At 66.7% G+C, this 18,266-nt stretch carries 15 protein-coding genes; 8 read left to right on the top strand and 7 right to left on the bottom strand.

What is annotated here, in order from left to right; translation table 11 throughout:
• Positions 1-368: 368 nt before the first annotated feature.
• The 3 genes from B551_RS22765 to B551_RS22755 all read right to left on the bottom strand — a co-directional run bounded on the left by B551_RS22765 (position 369) and on the right by B551_RS22755 (position 4,507).
• Positions 369-1,925 carry a methyl-accepting chemotaxis protein gene (locus tag B551_RS22765; RefSeq protein ID WP_043442290.1) on the bottom strand — a complete coding sequence of 519 codons (1,557 nt, stop codon included), beginning with the start codon at positions 1,923-1,925 and terminating at the stop codon, positions 369-371.
• Between the two features lie 332 nt (positions 1,926-2,257).
• The gene (locus B551_RS22760) at positions 2,258-3,229 is read right to left on the bottom strand and encodes a tripartite tricarboxylate transporter substrate binding protein (protein ID WP_006576065.1); all 972 of its coding nucleotides are present in this window, start codon (positions 3,227-3,229) and stop codon (positions 2,258-2,260) included.
• 153 nt (positions 3,230-3,382) lie between these two features.
• Positions 3,383-4,507: a muconate/chloromuconate family cycloisomerase gene (locus tag B551_RS22755; RefSeq protein WP_006576066.1), complete on the bottom strand. Its 1,125-nt coding sequence runs from the start codon at positions 4,505-4,507 to the stop codon at positions 3,383-3,385.
• A 120-nt stretch (positions 4,508-4,627) separates the two neighbouring features.
• Here B551_RS22755 and B551_RS22750 point away from each other — a divergent pair, with 120 nt between their 5' ends.
• Positions 4,628-5,596: a LysR family transcriptional regulator gene (locus tag B551_RS22750; protein WP_006576067.1), complete on the top strand. Its 969-nt coding sequence runs from the start codon at positions 4,628-4,630 to the stop codon at positions 5,594-5,596.
• A gap of 21 nt (positions 5,597-5,617) precedes the next feature.
• On the opposite strand, the gene B551_RS22745 is transcribed toward B551_RS22750, so the two are convergent.
• A complete protein-coding gene (locus B551_RS22745; protein WP_006576068.1) occupies positions 5,618-6,505 on the bottom strand; it encodes a LysR substrate-binding domain-containing protein in 888 nt (295 codons plus the stop codon).
• A gap of 135 nt (positions 6,506-6,640) precedes the next feature.
• Here B551_RS22745 and B551_RS22740 point away from each other — a divergent pair, with 135 nt between their 5' ends.
• Positions 6,641-7,366, top strand: coding sequence for a glutathione S-transferase family protein (locus B551_RS22740; RefSeq protein WP_006576069.1), 726 nt, complete (start codon positions 6,641-6,643; stop codon positions 7,364-7,366).
• A 118-nt stretch (positions 7,367-7,484) separates the two neighbouring features.
• Here the strand turns inward: B551_RS22740 and aqpZ are convergent, their stop codons facing one another.
• Positions 7,485-8,183, bottom strand: coding sequence for an aquaporin Z (gene aqpZ / locus B551_RS22735; RefSeq protein WP_006576070.1), 699 nt, complete (start codon positions 8,181-8,183; stop codon positions 7,485-7,487).
• A gap of 254 nt (positions 8,184-8,437) precedes the next feature.
• On the opposite strand from aqpZ, the gene B551_RS22730 reads away from it, so the two are divergent.
• Positions 8,438-8,686 carry a hypothetical protein gene (locus B551_RS22730; protein ID WP_043442297.1) on the top strand — a complete coding sequence of 83 codons (249 nt, stop codon included), beginning with the start codon at positions 8,438-8,440 and terminating at the stop codon, positions 8,684-8,686.
• Between the two features lie 65 nt (positions 8,687-8,751).
• Here the strand turns inward: B551_RS22730 and B551_RS22725 are convergent, their stop codons facing one another.
• Together B551_RS22725 and B551_RS22720 are read right to left on the bottom strand one after the other, a co-directional pair.
• The gene (locus B551_RS22725) at positions 8,752-11,319 is read right to left on the bottom strand and encodes a response regulator (protein ID WP_043442285.1); all 2,568 of its coding nucleotides are present in this window, start codon (positions 11,317-11,319) and stop codon (positions 8,752-8,754) included.
• A gap of 248 nt (positions 11,320-11,567) precedes the next feature.
• On the bottom strand, positions 11,568-12,893 hold the full coding sequence (locus B551_RS22720) for an MFS transporter (RefSeq protein WP_006576073.1): 1,326 nt from the start codon (positions 12,891-12,893) through the stop codon (positions 11,568-11,570).
• Between the two features lie 202 nt (positions 12,894-13,095).
• Between B551_RS22720 and cyoA the strand changes: the two genes are divergently transcribed.
• Genes cyoA through B551_RS22695 form a run of 5 tightly spaced genes read left to right on the top strand, consistent with a single transcriptional unit; the run spans position 13,096 to position 18,132 of the window.
• Positions 13,096-14,253 carry a ubiquinol oxidase subunit II gene (cyoA, locus tag B551_RS22715; protein WP_082371684.1) on the top strand — a complete coding sequence of 386 codons (1,158 nt, stop codon included), beginning with the start codon at positions 13,096-13,098 and terminating at the stop codon, positions 14,251-14,253.
• Entirely contained in the window at positions 14,246-16,249 is a 2,004-nt protein-coding gene (gene cyoB / locus B551_RS22710) for a cytochrome o ubiquinol oxidase subunit I (protein WP_006577861.1), read from the top strand. The genes cyoA and cyoB overlap by 8 nt, the downstream gene beginning before the upstream one ends.
• Entirely contained in the window at positions 16,242-16,898 is a 657-nt protein-coding gene (cyoC, locus tag B551_RS22705; protein WP_006577860.1) for a cytochrome o ubiquinol oxidase subunit III, read from the top strand. The genes cyoB and cyoC overlap by 8 nt, the downstream gene beginning before the upstream one ends.
• A complete protein-coding gene (gene cyoD, locus B551_RS22700) occupies positions 16,895-17,332 on the top strand; it encodes a cytochrome o ubiquinol oxidase subunit IV (protein WP_006577859.1) in 438 nt (145 codons plus the stop codon). The genes cyoC and cyoD overlap by 4 nt, the downstream gene beginning before the upstream one ends.
• Positions 17,329-18,132 carry an SURF1 family protein gene (locus tag B551_RS22695; protein WP_083492714.1) on the top strand — a complete coding sequence of 268 codons (804 nt, stop codon included), beginning with the start codon at positions 17,329-17,331 and terminating at the stop codon, positions 18,130-18,132. Before cyoD ends, B551_RS22695 begins: the two co-directional genes overlap by 4 nt.
• Positions 18,133-18,266: the final 134 nt, after the last annotated feature.

Here is an 18,266-nt window from a genome sequence, read left to right as displayed (position 1 = left end):
GGTCTGAGGCTGGCCCGCGGTGCCGGTCTGCGGCTGCTGGGCCTGCGTCGACGCCTGCGTGGAGGGCTCGGGCCGCGCCTTGCCGCGCAGCCTGTTCAGGATTTCGCCAAAGATGCTCATTGCAGATCCTCCGGTTGCGATGTACTGCCAAGTGCTGGGATGTGCCGAGATGTGCTGCGCTATGCAGCCTGGTGTTCGGGCTGCACCGCGCAACCACGCAGGATCCGCGCCACGGTGCGATAGCCGATGCGTCCGGGATGGCATGTCCGTCAGGCAGGTACTTTTGACAAGGATTGGCGCTTTTATTGAGTCCAGCAAAGCAAAACGGGCCGCATTTCGCGGCCCGTTTCATCGGTCGTTCCGGCGAATCACGCTGCCAGTTGCGCCGTACCGAGGCGGAACGTCGACACCGCCTGCTTCAGGCGCTTGGCCTGTTCTTCCAGCGAGCCGGCCGCGGCGGCGGCCTGCTCGACCAGCGCGGCGTTCTGCTGCGTCACGGTGTCCATCTGCGTGACGGCCTGGTTCACCTGCTCGATGCCGGCGCTCTGCTCGGCCGACGCCGCGCTGATGTCGCCCATGATGTCGGTGACGCGCTTGACCGCGCCGACGATCTCTTCCATGGTCTGACCGGCCTCCGACACCAGCTGCGAACCCTTCTCGACGCGCTCGGCCGAATCGTCGATCAGCGACTTGATTTCCTTGGCGGCGGTGGCGCTGCGCTGCGCGAGGCTGCGCACTTCGCCGGCAACGACCGCGAAGCCGCGGCCCTGTTCGCCGGCGCGCGCGGCTTCCACCGCGGCGTTCAGCGCCAGGATATTGGTCTGGAAGGCGATGCTCTCGATCACCGCGATGATGTCGGTGACCTTCTTCGACGCGCCGTGGATCTCGTCCATGGTGTTGACCACCTGGCCGACCACATCGCCGCCCTTGACGGCGATGTCGGAGGCGTCGACCGCGAGGCGGCTGGCCTGCTTGGCGTTGTCGGCGTTCTGCCGGACGATGCTGGTCAGCTGCTCCATGCTCGACGCGGTCTCCTGCAGCGACGCGGCCTGTTCCTCGGTGCGCTGCGACAGGTCGGTATTGCCGACGGCGATCTGGCTGGTGCCGGTGGCGATGGCCTCGGTGCCGAGGCGAACCTCGTTGACGATGCGCAGCAGGTTGCCGTTCATCTCGGCCAGCGCCTGCAGCAGCTGACCGGTTTCGTCCTTGCTGTCGACGTCGATGCGGGCGCTCAGATCGCCGGCGGCGACGGTTCGCGCGATGCTGACAGCGCGATGCAGCGGACGGGTGATGCCTCGGGTCAGCCAGACCGCGAACGCGATGCCGATGCCCAGCACCAGCACGCCCAGTCCGATCAGGCGGTTGCGCGCGGTCTGGTAGACCGCGTTGATGTCGCGCGCGGTGGCGTCGATGCTGGCGCGCTGGATGTCGAGCAGCTTCTGGATCTCGCCCAGATAGGCGTCGCCGGCCGGCACGAATTCCTTCTCCAGCACGGTGTTGGCCTCGTCGGTCAATCCTTCCTGCTTGAGCTTGGTGATCTTGTCGCGCGAGGCGTTGTACGGTTCGCGCACGCGCAGGATGGTCTGGAACGCCTGCTTCTCGGCGTCGGTGCTCAGCAGCGGCTCGATCTTGTCGCGCAGATCGGCAATCGCCTTGACCGAGTTCTTGGTCTCGTTCGCGAAGAACGCGCCGAGCGTCGGATCGGAGCTCTTTGCCACCGCGGTGGTCCGGCGCACGCTGGTATGCATGTAGCGGTACCAGTCGCTGACCAGCCGTTCCTTGGCCAGCGGCTGCTGCATCATGTCATGCGTGCGCTCCGCGACCTGCTGCAACCGCAGGATGCCAAGTCCGGTCATCAGCGTGGACAGCAGCAATACCACGCCAAAGCCGATGCCAAGGCGTGCACCTATTCCCAAGTTTTTCATTTCTTCTACCTGATGGACATTGAATCGCGGCGAACAACGCCACGCCCGCGGACGTCCCGCGCGCGTGCTGCGTATTCGCTCTTCGCTCTTGTGTTGCCGCCCGTTCGCTGACGATTGCTTCGGGGGTCGATGTCAGACAACGGCAGTTGGTAGAAAAACTTGAGGGGAGAGGGCAAGGCACTCGCGCAAGCGAGCACCTTCGTATCGCCACCGCCCTTTCCCTCTCCCCCAACCCCTCTCCCGCATGGCGGGAGAGGGGAGAAGACCGCGGGCCTGCTCCGGGGGGAGAGGGAAGCCCGCTGCGGTGGCAGAGGGCACACGGGAAATCCAGTTCAATCCGCCCGAATCCCCCGCGTGCGGATCAGCTTGCCCCATTTGTCGGTTTCTTTCGCCAGATGCTGCTTCAGCTCGGCGGGCGTGCTGCCGATGGGCTCGGCGCCGATCGCCGCGAGGCGCTTCTGCACTGCGGGCTTGCGCAGCGCCTCGACCATCGCGCGGTTCAGCGACTCGACCACCGCGGGCGGCGTGCCGGCCGGCACGAAGGCGGCGAACCACGGCGACAGCTCGTAGCCCGGCAGCCCGGCCTCTGCCACGGTCGGCACATTGGGCAGCGTGGCCGAGCGCTTGCTGGTCGTCACCGCGATCGCCGTCAGCTTGCCCGCATCGATATGCGGCTTGGCGGACGTGATGCTGTCGAACATGTAGTCGACCTGGCCGCCGAGCAGGTCGGTGACCGCGGGGCCGCTGCCCTTGTAGGGCACGTGCAGCAGCTCGACGCCTGCCATCGACGTAAAGAGCTCGCCGGCCAGATGGATCGAGGTGCCGTTGCCCGCCGACGCGTAGGTGTACTTGCCCGGCTGGCTCTTCGCGCTGGCGATCACGTCGGGCACGGTCTTGGCGCTGGTCTTGGCCTTGTTGGCGACCAGGACGTTGGGCACCACGGCCAGCAGCGATACCGGTGCGAAATCCTTGATCGGGTCGTAGCTCAGCTTGCGGTACAGCGCCGGATTGACCGCCATGCCGTTGGCGACGATCAGCATCGTGTAGCCGTCTGCAGGCGAGCGCGCGACCAGCTCGGCGCCAATATTGCCGCCGGCCCCGGGGCGGTTTTCCACCACGATCGATTGCCCCAGCGTTTGCGACATCTCCTCGCCGAGCGTGCGGGCGATATTGTCCATCGCGCCGGCGGCGGGGAAGGGGACGATCCAGCGGATCGGACGTTCGGGGTAGGCGGCCTGCGCGGCCGGCGTGGTGAGGGCCGCGGCCAGGCCGAGGACCACGGTGGCGAGAGTGAGCGACTTCATTGTCTCCGTTCCTTCGTGAAGTTCGAAACCAGGGTGCCCGGCCCGCGTTGGGCGCGACTCGGTGGCGTTATCCAGCGGTGATGCGGCTGTGGTGCGGCGCTTACACGGGCGTGGGGCGGCCGTTACGTGGCCATCATGTCGTTGTTGTCGGTGCTATGCGCGATCGCGCCGGTAATGCGCGAGCTTGTCCTCGTCCAGCGCGAGACCCAGCCCCGGACCGTCCGGTAGCCGCAGCGCGAAGTCCCGATAGCCTGGACGTTCGACCACCACGTCGTCCTTGAGCAGCAGCGGCCCGAACAGCTCGGTGCCCCAGGCCAGTTGCGGCAGCGTGCAGAAGCCGTGCGCCGCGGCGATGGTGCCGACGCTGCCTTCGAGCATGGTGCCGCCATAGAGCGCGATGCCGGCCGCATCGCCGACCGCGGCGGTGCGCAGCATGCCGAAGATGCCGCCCGACTTGGCGATCTTCAGCGCGAACACATCGGCCGCGCCCAGGCGTGCCAGTTCCATCGCGTCCTCCGGCCCGGTCACTGCTTCGTCGGCCATGATCGGCACGACGAAGCGCGCCGCCAGCCGCGCCAGCCCGACGCGGTTCTCCCGTGCGATCGGCTGCTCGATCAGGTCGATGCCGGCCGCTTCCAGCATCGCGACGCCGGTGGCCGCGTCGGCCTCGTTCCAGGCCTGGTTGACGTCGACCGTCACGCGGGCGCGGTCGCCCAGCGCGCGCTTGATCGCCGCGACATGGGCGACGTCGTCGCGCACCGCGCGGCGGCCGATCTTCAGCTTGAAGGTGTCGTGGCGGCGCTCGGCCAGCAGGCGCTCGGCCTCCTCGATATCGCGGGCGGTATCGCCGCTGGCCAGCGTCCACAGCACCGGCAGCGCGTCGCGCACCGTACCGCCGAGCAGCGTGGCGAGCGGCACGCCGAGCCGCTTGCCCTGCGCGTCGAGCAGCGCGGTTTCCAGCGCCGACTTGGCGAAGCGGTTGCCGCGCGCGACCTTGTTCAGCCGCGCCATCGCGCCATGGATATTGGCGGCGTCCTGACCGATCAGTGCGGGCGCCAGATAGGTATCAATGGTCAGCTTGATGCCTTCGGGACTTTCCTCGCCATAGGACAGGCCGCCGATCGTGGTGGCCTCGCCAATGCCTTCGATGCCGTCGCTGGCGCGCAGCCGCACGATGACCAGCGTCTGCTGCTGCATGGTCGCCATGGCCAGCTGATGCGCGCGGATGGTGGGCAGGTCGACCAGGATCGCGTCGACGGATGTGATGGTGGTTGCCATACCTGAGGGATTGGATTGAGGTTCGTGGCCCAGTATGCGGCTTGACCAATGCGCTGTCCAAGACCGATGATGTCTGATTCCATACCTGTGAGGTATGGATCCCGGTTCAAGGAGGCCACCATGGAACTGCGCCATCTGCGCTATTTCCAGACCGTCGCGCGCGAGCTCAACGTGACGCGCGCGGCCGCGCTGCTGCATATCGCGCAGCCGCCGCTGTCGCGCCAGATCCGCCAGTTCGAGGATGAACTGGGCGTGCCGCTGTTCGAGCGCGTCGGCCGCGGCCTGCGGCTGACCGAGGCCGGACGCTTCCTGCTCGAGCAATCGCTGCAGCTGACGCAGCGGCTTGACGAGATGATCGAGGGCACCCGGCGCATCGGCCGCAACGAGAAGCGCTGGTTCGGCATCGGCTTCGTGCCGTCGGTGCTCTATGGCGTGCTGCCCGACCTGATCCGCGAACTGCGCGCGGACCAGAGCGAGGTCGAGGTGGGCCTGACGGAAATGATCTCGGTGCAGCAGCTCGAGGCGCTGAAGTCCGGCCGCATCGATCTGGGCTTTGGCCGGCTGGCGCTGAGCGACCCCGCCATCGTGCAGCAGGTGGTGATGGCAGAGCCGCTGGTCGCGGCGCTGCCGGCGCGGGCCGCCCCGCGTGAAGGTGAAGGCGGCAATGGCGGTGGCCGTGGCCGCGCCGGTGGCGATGGCGATGGCGATGGCGATGGCGATGGCGATGGCGATGGCCCGATGGCGCCGGCCGAACTGGCGCGGCGCGGGCTGATCCTCTATCCCGCGCGTCCGCGGCCCAGCTATGCGGACCACGTGCTGTCGCTGTTCCGCGCCCAGGGACTGCAGCCTCGCGTGGTGCAGGAAGCGAACGAGCTGCAGACCGCGCTCGGCCTGGTCGCGGCGGGGCTGGGCATCACGCTGGTGCCATCGTCGGTCCAGCGGCTGCACCGGGACGACGTCCGCTATCGTCCGATCGATGCGCCGGGCTTCGTGTCGCCGGTGATCATGAGCTATCGGGCAGGGGACGCGTCGCCGTTCCTGGGCAGGGCGGTGGCGTGGGTGCGCAGGCAGGCGGAGGTCTCGGGCTGAAACGAGCGCCTCGCCGAACGTTCATTCCTCGGCAAAGCACTTGGCCAGGAATTCAACGACCGCCCGTACCGCCGGAAGCTGACCGCGCCGATGCGGCATCACGACCGACGTCATCACGTGGCCGGCGGTCCAGTCGGGCAGTACCCGCACGATGTCGCCGCTTTGCAGGGCCGAGCGGCATACCGACAGCGGCAGGCACGCGACGCCCAGACCGGCCGTGACCGCGCCCAGCAGCGCGGTCGATTCGTTGGCGGTCATGCGAGGGCGCGGGGTGACGGTCAGGGTTCGGTCATCGCGATGCAGCCGCCAGCTGGTGGCCATCGGCCGCGTCAGCAGCCCGTCATGGCTGGCCAGCGCCTCCGGTGTCTGCAGCGGATCGGCCGCGGCGAGATAGCGCGGCGACGCGACCAGGACGATCGGCTCGGTCGACAGCAGCCGCTGCACGAGCTCGGAGTCGGGCAGCGGCGCGAAGTGGCTGCGGATCGCGAGGTCATAGCCTTCCTGCGCGACATCGACGAAGCGGTCCGACACGTCCAGCTGGATATGCAGCTTCGGGTAGGCGAGGGCCAGTTCCGGCAGGCGCGGCGCCAACGTCTGCTGCGCGACCGGCACCGAGGTGGTCAGCCTGACCGTGCCGCTCGGTTCCGCGGCGCGCTGGCGCACCACGTCGTGCGCGGCCTCGGCCTCGATCAGCGCCGCGCGGGCGTGCTCGTGAAAGGCGCGGCCGACGTCGGTCAGCGTGAAGCTGCGCGAGCTGCGATGGATCAACCGCGCACCGAGCCGCTGCTCGAGCTCGGCGACGCGCTTGCTCAGCGTCGACTTCGGAATGCCGAGCTGGCGCGAGGCCGCGGCAAAGCCGCCATGTTCGACGGCGGCGGCGAACAGCGAGAGGTCGTTCAGGTTCAGCATGGGAGCGGCAGTGGCGCAATAAAGTCCATCCGCATGGACATTGCGTTGAATTTTTGCCGACTACCGCTTCAATGTCCACAAATCTATAGTCTCTCCATCGACCCGATGCCCGGGTCCTTCAACTGGAGAAACAACATGACCCCCATCCTCTTCTATGGCGTGCCGTCGGGATGCTCGTTCGGTTCGATCGTCGCGCTCGAATGGCTCGGCCGGCCGTATCGGCTATCCCGCATCGAGATGCCGGAGGTCGTCACCAGCGACGCCTTCCGCCGGATCAACCCGGTGGGCGAAACGCCGGCGTTGGCTACCGATGGCGGGGCAATCGTGACGGAAAGCATGGCGATCCTGAACTGGATCGGCGCGCGCGGCATCGATGGCTCGCTCGGTTTTGCCCAGGGGACGCCGGAATTCGACCGGCTCAACCAGATGCTGGCCTACCTGAATACGACCTTCTTCAACGCCTTCGTGCCGCTGTGGCATCTGTACGAGCACGCCAGCGACGACACCACCAAGGCGGTGCTGCGCGAATTCGGCACGATCAAGGTCAAGAAGGCGCACGCACAACTGGAGGCGATGCTCGGCGATCGTCCGTGGCTGCTGGGCGATCGGCGCACGCTGGCCGATGCCTACTTCGCCGGCATCGCGCGCTGGACCGACTATCACGGCGTGGTGAACCGGGCGGACTATCCGAACCTGGATCGGCTCTATCGGAAGCTGCAACAGGATCCGGCGGTGCGCTTCGCAAACACGATCGAGGCGGAAGGGGAGGCGAAGTCGGCCGGCGGCTTCGTGGGTCATGTCGGCCTGGAGCAGGCCTGGGCCGAGATCGTCGCCAAGCGCGAGCAGCGCCTGGCCGCCTGACGATCCCGCGGCGACCGGCGGCGTGCGCTGCCGGTCGCGTGTTGCGGCTCGAGAGTCGCGACTGGAGCGTCGGGACTCGAGTGTCGCGACTCGAGTGTCGCGACTCGAGTGTCGCGACTTATTCGTCGTCGCTATACAGGATGCGGCCAACCACGCCGGCCAGGATGGCGCCGACGATCGGCGCGATCCAGAACAGCCACAGCTGATGCAGCGCCATGCCGCCCACCATCAGCGCCGGTCCGGTCGAGCGGGCCGGATTGACCGAGGTGTTCGACACCGGAATCGTCACCAGGTGGATCAGCGTCAGGCACAGGCCGATCGCGAGCGGTGCCAGCGCGCCGTGCGCGCGTTTTGCGGTCGCGCCCAGGATGATCAGCACGAAGAAGAAGGTCGCCAGGACCTCGGTCGCGAACACCGGCATCATGCCGAAGCCCGACGGCGAGCCGGCGTCGAAGCCGTTGGCGGCCAGGCCGCTGACGGTCACGTCGAAGCCCGGCTTGGCATCCATCAGCTGCAGCAGTACCAGCGCGGCCAGCGCGCCGCCGATCACCTGCGCCACGATATAGACCGGTGCTTCCTTCCACGGGAAGCGACCCGCGGTGGCCAGGCCGACCGTCACGGCCGGATTCAGATGGCATCCCGATACCGGTCCTACTGCATAGGCCATGGTCAGCACGGTCAGGCCGAAGGCCAGCGAGACGCCGGCGAAGCCGATGCCCAGGTGCGGAAAGGCGGCCGCCAGGACGGCCGAGCCGCAGCCGCCGAATACCAGCCAGAACGTGCCGAAGGCTTCGGCAAGGGGGCGCTTGAAGTGCATGGTTCCTTCTCCCGATTGAATATGGCGCGCCGCACGGACACGCGGGGGCGACGTCCGACAGGTCGCAGCGTGCGGGAGGATTCTAGGTGCCGCTTACGGCAATGTCATGACTCAAAGCGCACTCTTTGCAGTCGTTCACAATTGGAGCCGCCTGAGTAGCGCTCGACGCGTTGCAACGTGACAGATCGATTGTCGACGACCAAGATGGCGACAGGTGTGGCGCAACGATGGCGCCGCCGCTGCATTCACAACAGATGTACAAAGTCTATTGGACCACCTACGACGCCGAAGGCGTGCCGACGGCGCATGCCGAGGACTACGGCTCGGACCAGCTCGCCGCGGTGCTGGCGCGTTGCGAGGCGCTGCGGGCGCGGCAGCGGGCCGGTGAGCCGGTCGGTTTCGTGACGATGGTGTCGGAGAATCCGTATAGCGTCGGACATCCCGGGGCGGCCGATGTCGAGCCCGGCTATGCCTGGTACAAGCGGCGGCCGCCGCCGCGCTAGATTGCGGGAGGATGTCGATGCGGAAGATATCGACGGCACCGACGGTACTGACGATGGCGCCCGGACTACTGCACCGCCTCGATGTCCCCCATCCACGGGCCGAGCTCCCGCCGCAACGTCGATAGATCGATCGGCTTGCCCAGCACGCGCGCCCCGGCGATCGGCTCCTGCAGGTCCGCGCCCGCGCCATAGCCGGTCATCAGCACCACGTCGATATGCGGCTGTTGCGCGCGCAGCGCCACGGCCAGCGCATCGCCGGCCATGCCCGGCAGCGTGATATCGGTCAGCAGCACGTCGAAGCGCCGGTCATCGGCCAGCAGCAGCGCTTCCTCCGCCGAGCCCGCCGCGGCGCAATCGAGACCGAAGCCAAGCAGCACTTCCTGTAGCGCCTCGCGCGAGGGGATGTCGTCCTCGACCAGCAATACGGCGGCGGCCATGCCATCGCGCCGGACTTGCGGCGACTGCGCAGGCGCCGGGCCGCTCGTGCGCCGATGGGCGTCCAGCACGGCCCGCACTGCCCGCGCCAGATCGTCGCGCCGATAGGGTTTGTTCAGCAGCGTCACGCCGTCGTCGAGCTTGCCGAGGTGGAAGATCTCGTCGCGCGTATAACCGGAGGCGAACAGCACCGGAATCGGCGGCCGCCGCTGCGCCGCGCGCCGCGCCAGTTCGCCGCCCTTGATGGTGCCGGGCATGATCACGTCGGTGAACAGCAGGTCGATGCCGATGCCGCTGTCGATCAGCGACCAGGCGGCATCGCCGTTCGGCGCGATGCGCACGCGATAGCCGAGCTGCGCCAGCATCTCGACCGCGGTGATCCGCACATCGGGGTCGTCTTCGACCACCAGGACGGTCTCGCCGCCGCCGACGGGCGCCGGCTCCTGCTCCGCCGTCTCGGGCGTTTCGGCCTCGAGGCAGCGGGGGAAGAACATCTGCACCGTGGTGCCGCGGCCGACTGTGCTCTGGATCGCGATATGGCCGCCGCTCTGCTTGACGAAGCCGAACACCATGCTCAGGCCGAGGCCGGTACCGTGGCCATCGGCCTTGGTCGTGAAGAAGGGCTCGAAGGCGTGCTCCAGCACGTCGGCGGTCATGCCGGTGCCGGTGTCGGCCACGCGGAAGACGACGTAATCACCCTCCGGCCGCTCCGGCGTGTTGCCGGTCCAGGTATCGGCATCCGGGTCGGGCGATGACGCGCCGTCGAGCACGACATTGGCGGCCGAGATCGTCAGTGTGCCGCCGCCGCGCATCGCGTCACGGCCGTTGATGGCCAGATTGAGCAGCGCGTTCTCGAGCTGGTTGCGGTCCGCCTTGACGTTCCACAGATCGTCGGGCGTCCGCGTTTCGACCTTCAGCGATTCGCCCAGCGCGCGGTGCAGGATCTCGGCCATGCCGCCGATCAACCGGCCGGGGTGGATCACCGCCGGAGACAACGGCTGGCGGCGCGCGAAGGCCAGCAGGTGCGAGGCCAGCTTGGCGCCGCGCCGCACCGCGTTGGCGGCGGTGGCGATGCGGCCCTGCGCGATCGGGTTGTCGCCGGCCTCGGCGGCGAGCATCTGGAGATTGCCGCTGATGACCTGCAGCACGTTGTTGAAGTCGTGGGCGATGCCGCCGGTCAGGTTGCCGATCGCCTCCATCTTCTGCGCCTGCCGCAACTGGCCCTCAGCCAGCGCGCGCGCGGCGATCGCATCGGCAACACGCTTTTCCAGCGTTTCGGTCAGTTGCCGCAGCGCCTGCTCGGCCAGCTTGCGCTCGTCGATGTCGATCAGCACGCCGGGGAAGCGGTAGGGCTCGCCATGCGAGTCGAACTCGCACTGGCCGTTGGCCTGAACCCACAGATAGCTGTCGTGGGCCCGGCGGATCCGGTATTCGGCGCGGAACGGCGCGCCGGTGCGGATCGCTTCATCCGTCAGCCTGGCCAGTTCTTCGATGTCGTCCGGGTGGATCACCGCGTTGATGATCGTGCGGGGCACGCCCTGGATCGCCTGTGCCAGTCCGACCGAGAAGGTGCGGGCGAAGCGTTCGTCGCCGGTCAGCGTATCGGAGGCGATGTCCCAGACCCAGGTACCGAGCACCGCGCCGGTATTGAGCGCCAGCTGCAGCCGTTCGTTGGCCTGCTGCAGCGCGCTCTCGGCTTCCTGCCGCCAGCGCTCGGTCAGCACGCGCTCGGTGGTTTCGACCACCACTGCCAGCACGCCGGCGGGGGCGCCATCGTCGTTGGACACCGGGCTGTAGTACAGGTCCATCCAGACGTCCTCGGGACGTCCATTGCGCAGCAGCACCAGTTCCTTGTCGCGGAAGGACAGCGTGCCGCCGGCCAGGCAGGTCTGCATCACGTGCCGGTTGAAGTCGGCCACTTCGGGCCAGCCCAGTTCGACCGGACAGCCGAGCAGATAGGGATGCCGGCCGCCGGCGAACACGGCGTAGGCATCGTTGTAGATCATGTAGCCCGGTCGGCCCCACAACAACACCATTGGCACCGGCGAAGCCAGCAGCAGCCGCACCGCGGCGCCGAGGCTGGGCTGCCAGCGGTCGATCGGGCCCAGCTCGGTGGTGGACCAGTCGAACGCCCGGATGCGCTCGGCCATTTCGCCGTGCCAGCCGGAACAGTCGTGATGTTCTGCCAGGAATGGCATGGTGTGAAGCGAGAGTGGCGACAGGGAGATTGTGCTGGCGGCGAGGGCGTTTGCCAATGCCGGCGCCCGGGAGGGCGGTCCTTCGGCCCGCCGCTATATATATAGGGAGAGCGGCGCGGAAGGCGGAATGTCGCAGCAGCGGATTGCGGCGCCCCTCCGCGGACGGCCGGTCGCGACGGGGGCGGAACGATGAAGCGCGGCGGCTGGAGCCGCCGCGCCGGTTTCAACGCGCGGCGTTCAACCGTGCGTCAGTCGCGTGTTTCCAGCGCGCGGTTGATGCGCAGGGCCAGCACCGTGCACGCGACGCCCGACAGCAGGTAGATGCTGACCGCGACCAGGCCGAACTTGACCGACAGGCCGAGTGCGACCAGTGGGGCGAAGGCCGCGCCGAACAGCCAGGCGAAGTCCGAGGTCAGCGCCGCGCCGGTATAGCGGAAGCGCCGCTCGAAGTTCGAGGTCACGGTGCCCGAAGCCTGGCCATACGACAGGCCGAGCAGCAGGAAGCCGATCAGGATGAACAGGTCCTGCCCCGCCTCCTCGCCGCCGAGCAGCATCGGCGTGAACAGGCTGAACACGCCGATCAGCGTGGCCAGCAAGCCCAGCGTGGTGCGCCGGCCGATGCGGTCGGCAATCCAGCCCGACAGGATGGTGCCGACGATGCCGACCAGCGCGCCGGCGATCTGCACCTTCAGCACGCTGTTGACGCTTTGGGTCGCCTGCAGCGCCAGCCAGGACAGCGGGAACACCGTCACCAGGTGGAACAGCGCGTAGCTCGCCAGCGCGGCAAAGGCGCCGATGAAGATGTTGTAGCCCTGGCCGCGCACCATCTCACGGGTGCTGATCGGCTCGAGCTCGCCTTCTTCCAGCAGCCGGGTGTATTCCTCGGTCACCACCAGGCGCAGCCGGGCGAACAGTGCGACCACGTTGATGGCGAAGGCCACGTAGAACGGATAGCGCCAGCCCCAGGCCAGGAAGTCGTCGGCCGCCAGGTTGGCGTGCAGGTACAGGAACAGCCCGCTGGCGACCAGGAAGCCGATCGGCGCGCCAAGCTGGCCCAGCATCGCGTACCAGCCACGGCGGTCGGGCGGCGCGTTCAGCGCCAGCAGCGACGGCAGGCCGTCCCAGGAGCCGCCGAAGGCCACGCCCTGCAGGAAGCGGAACACCGCCAGCATCACGATCGCGTTCTCGCCGAGCGAGGCATAGCCGGGCAGGAAGGCGATGCCGACCGTCGAGCAGCCCAGCAGGAACAGCGCGGCGGTCAGCTTGACGCCGCGGCCCCAGCGCCGCTGGATCGCCATGAACAGCGCGGTACCGAGCGGCCGCCCGAAAAAGGCGATCGCGAAGATGGTAAAGGCGTACAGCGTCCCTTCCAGCCGCCCGACGAACGGGAAGAATACCGACGGGAAGACCAGCACCGAGGCGATGCCGTAGACAAAGAAGTCGAAGTACTCGGAGGCCCGTCCGATGACGACGCCGGTGGCGATTTCGCCCGGGGCGACCGGCGAATGCGGTCGATCGTCGCTGGAGCTGAGTGAAGGGAAAGGCGCTTGCGAATCGTGCGTGATACTCGACATGCTTCCTCGCTAAATCAGGATAGCGCTACGCCGGACGGACGCGCCCGCCAGGCGCCGCGACCATTGGGACAAAATGTCCAATTCTCCGCGCTTGCCGAATAGAGTACATTCCGCCTCGGTTGTAACAGCTGCGCCCGTCGCACCCGAAGCATTCGTAGTACCAGTCTCCCCCAAGACGGCTACGCTATTTCCTCTGCCGGCAATGCCCCTCATTAATACCATTCGCGGGTTGATTTTGCTGCCCGCCATTACCCTATTGACAGGTTGTAATGCTGTGTTGTTGTCTCCTTCGGGTGACATTGCGGTACAGCAACGTAACCTAATATACATCTCCACGGCGCTGATGCTGCTGATCATCGTCCCGGTGATCGCGCTGACGCTGTTCTTCGCCTGGAAGTATCGGGCCTCGAACAAGAACGCCACCTACTCGCCCGACTGGGACCATTCCACGGTGCTGGAACTGGTGATCTGGTCGGCGCCGCTGCTGATCATCATCGCGCTGGGCGCGATCACCTGGGTCAGCACCCATGCGCTGGACCCGTACCGCCCGCTGGAGCGGATCGACGCGAAGCGCTCGCTGCCGACCAACGTCAAGCCGTTGACGGTGGAAGTCGTGGCGCTGGACTGGAAGTGGCTGTTCTTCTATCCGGAGCATGGCATCGCCACCGTCAATGAAATGGCCGCGCCGGTCGACCGTCCGATCCAGTTCAAGATCACCGCTTCGACGGTCATGAACTCGTTCTTCGTACCGGCACTGGCAGGGCAGATCTACGCGATGCCGGGCATGGAGACCAAGCTGCACGCGGTAATCAACCAGCCGGGCGAATACGAGGGCCTGTCGGCCAACTACAGCGGCGCCGGCTTCTCGGGCATGCGTTTCAAGTTCCATGGTCTGGACGAGCAGGGCTTCGAGCAGTGGATCGCCAAGGCCAAGGCCAGCGGCCAGACGCTGACCCGCGAGGACTACCTGAAGCTGGAGCAGCCGAGCGAACGCGAACCGGTGCGCTACTACGCCAGCGTCGACAAGGGTCTGTACGACAAGATCCTGAACCGCTGCGTCGAAGCGAACCGCATGTGCATGAACGAAATGATGGCGATCGACGAGCAGGGCGGCCAGGGCAAGCCCGGCGCCTTCAACGTCGCCACGCTCGACCCCGCGACGCGCGCGCGCCTCGGCCTGCAGGATGCGCCGGTGCGCAGCTATGTCGGCGGCATGTGCACGGTCGCCGATCCGGACGGTTCCGGTGCCTTCGGCCCGGCCGCGTCCACCTTTGCGCCGGCCGGCGAATCCGCCGCCGTGACGCTTCCCCAGCTTCCTCTTACACAACGCGCTGTAGCCGGCGTTGACCAGCATGCTTGACAGTTTCGACCTCACCAAGCTCATTTTCGGCCGTCTCTCGTGGGAGGCGATCCCGCTGCACGAGCCCATCCTGATCGCCACCTTCGCGGCGGTCGTGCTCGGCGGGCTGACGCTCGTCGGCGCGCTGACCTACTTCCGCGCCTGGGGCTACCTGTGGCATGAGTGGTTCACCAGCATCGACCACAAGAAGATCGGCATCATGTACATGGTGCTCGGCCTGGTGATGCTGCTGCGCGGCTTCGCCGACGCGATCATGATGCGTCTGCAGCAGGCGATCGCCTTCGGCGACAACATGGGCTATCTGCCGCCGCATCACTACGACCAGATCTTCACCGCCCACGGCGTGATCATGATCTTCTTCGTGGCGATGCCGCTGGTCACCGGCCTGATGAACTACGTGGTGCCGCTGCAGATCGGCGCGCGCGACGTGGCCTTCCCGTTCCTGAACAACTTCAGCTTCTGGATGACCACCGCCGGCGCCGTGCTGGTGATGGTGTCGCTGTTCGTCGGCGAATTCGCCAAGACCGGCTGGCTGGCCTATCCGCCGCTGTCGGGCATCCTGCAGAGTCCGGACGTGGGGGTGGATTACTACATCTGGGCCTTGCAGATAGCGGGGATCGGCACATTGCTCTCTGGCGTCAACCTGCTGGTGACCATCGTCAAGATGCGCGCCCCGGGCATGACGATGATGAAGATGCCGGTCTTCACCTGGACCTCGCTGTGCACCAACGTGCTGATCGTCGCCGCCTTCCCGGTGCTGACGGCCGTGCTCGCGCTGCTGTCGCTGGACCGCTACGTCGGCACCAACTTCTTCACGAACGACTTCGGCGGCAACCCGATGATGTACGTGAACCTGATCTGGATCTGGGGCCACCCCGAGGTGTACATCCTGATCCTGCCGGCGTTCGGTATCTTCTCGGAAGTGGTGTCGACCTTCTGCCGCAAGCGCCTGTTCGGCTATGCATCGATGGTCTACGCGACGGTCGTGATCACGGTGCTGTCGTATCTGGTCTGGCTGCACCACTTCTTCACGATGGGTTCGGGTGCCAGCGTCAACTCGTTCTTCGGCATCACGACGATGATCATCTCGATCCCGACCGGGGCGAAGATCTTCAACTGGCTGTTCACGATGTACCGCGGCCGCATCCGCTTCGAAGTGCCGATGCTGTGGACCGTGGGCTTCATGGTCACCTTCGTGATCGGTGGCATGACCGGCGTGCTGCTCGCCGTGCCGCCCGCCGACTTCGTGCTGCATAACAGCCTGTTCCTGATCGCCCACTTCCACAACGTGATCATCGGTGGCGTGCTGTTCGGCCTGTTCGCCGGCATCAACTACTGGTTCCCGAAGGCGTTCGGCTTCAAGCTCGACGAGTTCTGGGGCAAGGTCTCGTTCTGGTTCTGGCTGATCGGTTTCTATGCCGCCTTCATGCCGCTGTACGTGCTGGGCCTGATGGGCGTGACCCGCCGCGTCAGCCACTTCACCGATCCGTCGCTGCAGATCTGGTTCCAGGTCGCCGCCGTCGGTGCGTTCCTGATCGCGATCGGCATCGCCGCCTTCGTGATCCAGCTGGCGGTCAGCTTCAAGCGCCGTGCCCAGCTGCGCGACGTGACCGGCGATCCGTGGGATGGCCGCACGCTGGAATGGTCGACCTCGTCGCCGCCGCCCGCGTACAACTTCGCGTTCACGCCGGTGGTGCACGACAACGACGCCTGGTGGCAGATGAAGGACCGCGGCTACGAGCGTCCGCAGAAGGGTTTCCTGCCGATCCACATGCCGAAGAACACCGGTGCGGGCATCATCCTCGCCGGCCTGTCGACGGTGCTGGGCTTCGCGCTGATCTGGCACATGTGGCTGCCGGCCGCCGTCTCGTTCGTCGCCCTGCTGGCGGTCGCGATCGGCCACACCTTCAACTATCAGCGTGACTACTACATCCCGGCGGATCATGTCGTCCGCACCGAGGAAGAACGCACCCGCCTGCTTGCACAACATGCTTGACACCATCGCAACCCAACCGGCCGGCGCCAGCGGCGCGCCGGTCCGTGGCGGCTCCAACGAGCTGCGCTTCTACCTGCCGACCGAGCATCATCCGCAGAACGGGACGATGCTGGGCTTCTGGCTGTACCTGATGAGCGACTGCCTCATCTTCGCCTGCCTGTTCGCCGTGCACGGCGTGCTCGGCCGCAGCTATGCGGCCGGCCCGTCGGGCGCCGACCTGTTCGACCTGCCGCTGGTCGCGCTGAACACGTCGATGCTGCTGCTGTCGTCGATCACCTACGGCTTCGCGATGCTGGAGATGCAGCGCAACAAGCTGAAGGGCACGATGGTGTGGCTGGCCATCACCGGCCTGCTGGGCGCGGCCTTCGTCGGCCTCGAGCTGTACGAGTTCTCGCACCTGATCCACGAAGGCGCGGTGCCGCAGCGCAGCGCGTTCCTGTCGTCGTTCTTCACGCTGGTGGGCACCCACGGCCTGCACGTGACCTTCGGCATCATCTGGCTGATCACGCTGATGTTCCAGCTGAACAAGCACGGCCTGATCGCGGCCAACAAGCGCCGGCTGATGTGCCTGTCGCTGTTCTGGCACTTTCTGGATGTGGTCTGGATCGGCGTGTTTACCTTCGTCTATCTGATGGGAGTGATGGTATGAGCGCCCAAGACTATTCGTTCTCGAATCTGGCCGACAAGGGCCACGGTCATCACGGCGATCATGGCCATGGCCACGACGATCACCACGATCACGACGATGGCGCCGCGCATGGCACCCTCAAGAGCTATGTGATTGGCTTCGTGCTGTCGGTGATCCTGACGGCGATTCCGTTCTGGCTGGTGATGGGCAAGGTCATCGAGAATCAGAGCACTACCGCGCTGGTGATCCTGGGCTTTGGCGCCGTGCAGATCGTGGTCCACATGATCTACTTCCTGCACATGAACACCAAGTCGGAAGGTGGCTGGAACATGCTGGCGCTGATCTTCACGATCATCCTGGTTGTCATCACGCTGGTCGGCTCGCTTTGGGTCATGTATCACATGAACACGAATATGATGCCGACGATGACGCACGACATGAAATCGATGCCTTGACCTCGCCTCGACCTGTAAAACACAGCCCGGATCGCAAGCCCGTTCCCCGCAGCCCGGCCACCCTCGCGGTGCTGGCGCTGCTGGCGGTACTGGCTTTCGCCGGGCTGTTTGCCTTGGGCACCTGGCAGGTCGAACGCCGCGCCTGGAAGCTCGACCTGATCGAACGCGTCGAGGCGCGCGTCCATGCGCCGCCGGTCGACGCGCCGGCGCCCGAGCGCTGGCCCCTGGTCAGCGCCGCGGCCGACGAATACCGGCATGTGCGCGTGACCGGCACCTTTCTGCACGACCGGGAGACGCTGGTGCAGGCCACCACCGCGCTGGGCGGTGGTTTCTGGGTGATGACGCCGATGCGGATGCGCGACGGCACCGTGGTGCTGATCAATCGCGGCTTCGTGCCGCAGGAATTCCGCGCACGCGAGAGCCGCGCCGACAACGAGCCGAGCGGGGAGACCACGGTCACCGGCCTGCTGCGGATCACCCAGACCGGCGGCGGCTTCCTGCGCAGCAACGATCCGGGCGCCGACCTCTGGTATTCCCGCGACGTGCAGGCGATTGCCGCCGCACGTGGACTGGAACGGGTCGCGCCTTATTTCATCGATGCCGATGGCGATGCCGATGCGCAGCAGGCGCCCGGTGCGCCGGGCGCGCCGCGCCGCTGGCCGGTTGGCGGGCTGACCGTGGTGACCTTCCACAACAGCCATCTGGTCTATGCGCTGACCTGGTACGGGCTGGCGCTGATGGTGCTGGGCGCCGCCTGGTACGTCGGCCGCGACGAACTCCGGCTGCGCCGGGGCCATTGAGGGACAATGCGGGGCATGCCGGTTCGCACGGCATGCACTGACCCGCGGCGCCGCGGCGGTACGCTGCGGCACGTGGCAAACGCCGGCGCCATCCTGCTTCGACCCTGACGATGCCTCTTTCCAACGATTCCCCG

This window comes from Cupriavidus sp. HPC(L), assembly GCF_000307735.3.
Taxonomy (GTDB): Bacteria; Pseudomonadota; Gammaproteobacteria; order Burkholderiales; family Burkholderiaceae; genus Cupriavidus.
Note: the sequence above shows the minus strand (reverse complement) of the source record. Positions and strands in the feature narration are given on the sequence as shown.

Bases quoted from the DNA above. Each gene is read 5' to 3' on its own strand.
- B551_RS22765 (WP_043442290.1), bottom strand. From the start codon at position 1,925: ATGAAAAACTTGGGAATAGGTGCACGCCTTGGCATCGGCTTTGGCGTG.
- B551_RS22760 (WP_006576065.1), bottom strand. From the start codon at position 3,229: ATGAAGTCGCTCACTCTCGCCACCGTGGTCCTCGGCCTGGCCGCGGCC.
- B551_RS22755 (WP_006576066.1), bottom strand. From the start codon at position 4,507: ATGGCAACCACCATCACATCCGTCGACGCGATCCTGGTCGACCTGCCC.
- B551_RS22750 (WP_006576067.1), top strand. From the start codon at position 4,628: ATGGAACTGCGCCATCTGCGCTATTTCCAGACCGTCGCGCGCGAGCTC.
- B551_RS22745 (WP_006576068.1), bottom strand. From the start codon at position 6,505: ATGCTGAACCTGAACGACCTCTCGCTGTTCGCCGCCGCCGTCGAACAT.
- B551_RS22740 (WP_006576069.1), top strand. From the start codon at position 6,641: ATGACCCCCATCCTCTTCTATGGCGTGCCGTCGGGATGCTCGTTCGGT.
- aqpZ (WP_006576070.1), bottom strand. From the start codon at position 8,183: ATGCACTTCAAGCGCCCCCTTGCCGAAGCCTTCGGCACGTTCTGGCTG.
- B551_RS22730 (WP_043442297.1), top strand. From the start codon at position 8,438: ATGTACAAAGTCTATTGGACCACCTACGACGCCGAAGGCGTGCCGACG.
- B551_RS22725 (WP_043442285.1), bottom strand. From the start codon at position 11,319: ATGCCATTCCTGGCAGAACATCACGACTGTTCCGGCTGGCACGGCGAA.
- B551_RS22720 (WP_006576073.1), bottom strand. From the start codon at position 12,893: ATGTCGAGTATCACGCACGATTCGCAAGCGCCTTTCCCTTCACTCAGC.
- cyoA (WP_082371684.1), top strand. From the start codon at position 13,096: ATGCCCCTCATTAATACCATTCGCGGGTTGATTTTGCTGCCCGCCATT.
- cyoB (WP_006577861.1), top strand. From the start codon at position 14,246: ATGCTTGACAGTTTCGACCTCACCAAGCTCATTTTCGGCCGTCTCTCG.
- cyoC (WP_006577860.1), top strand. From the start codon at position 16,242: ATGCTTGACACCATCGCAACCCAACCGGCCGGCGCCAGCGGCGCGCCG.
- cyoD (WP_006577859.1), top strand. From the start codon at position 16,895: ATGAGCGCCCAAGACTATTCGTTCTCGAATCTGGCCGACAAGGGCCAC.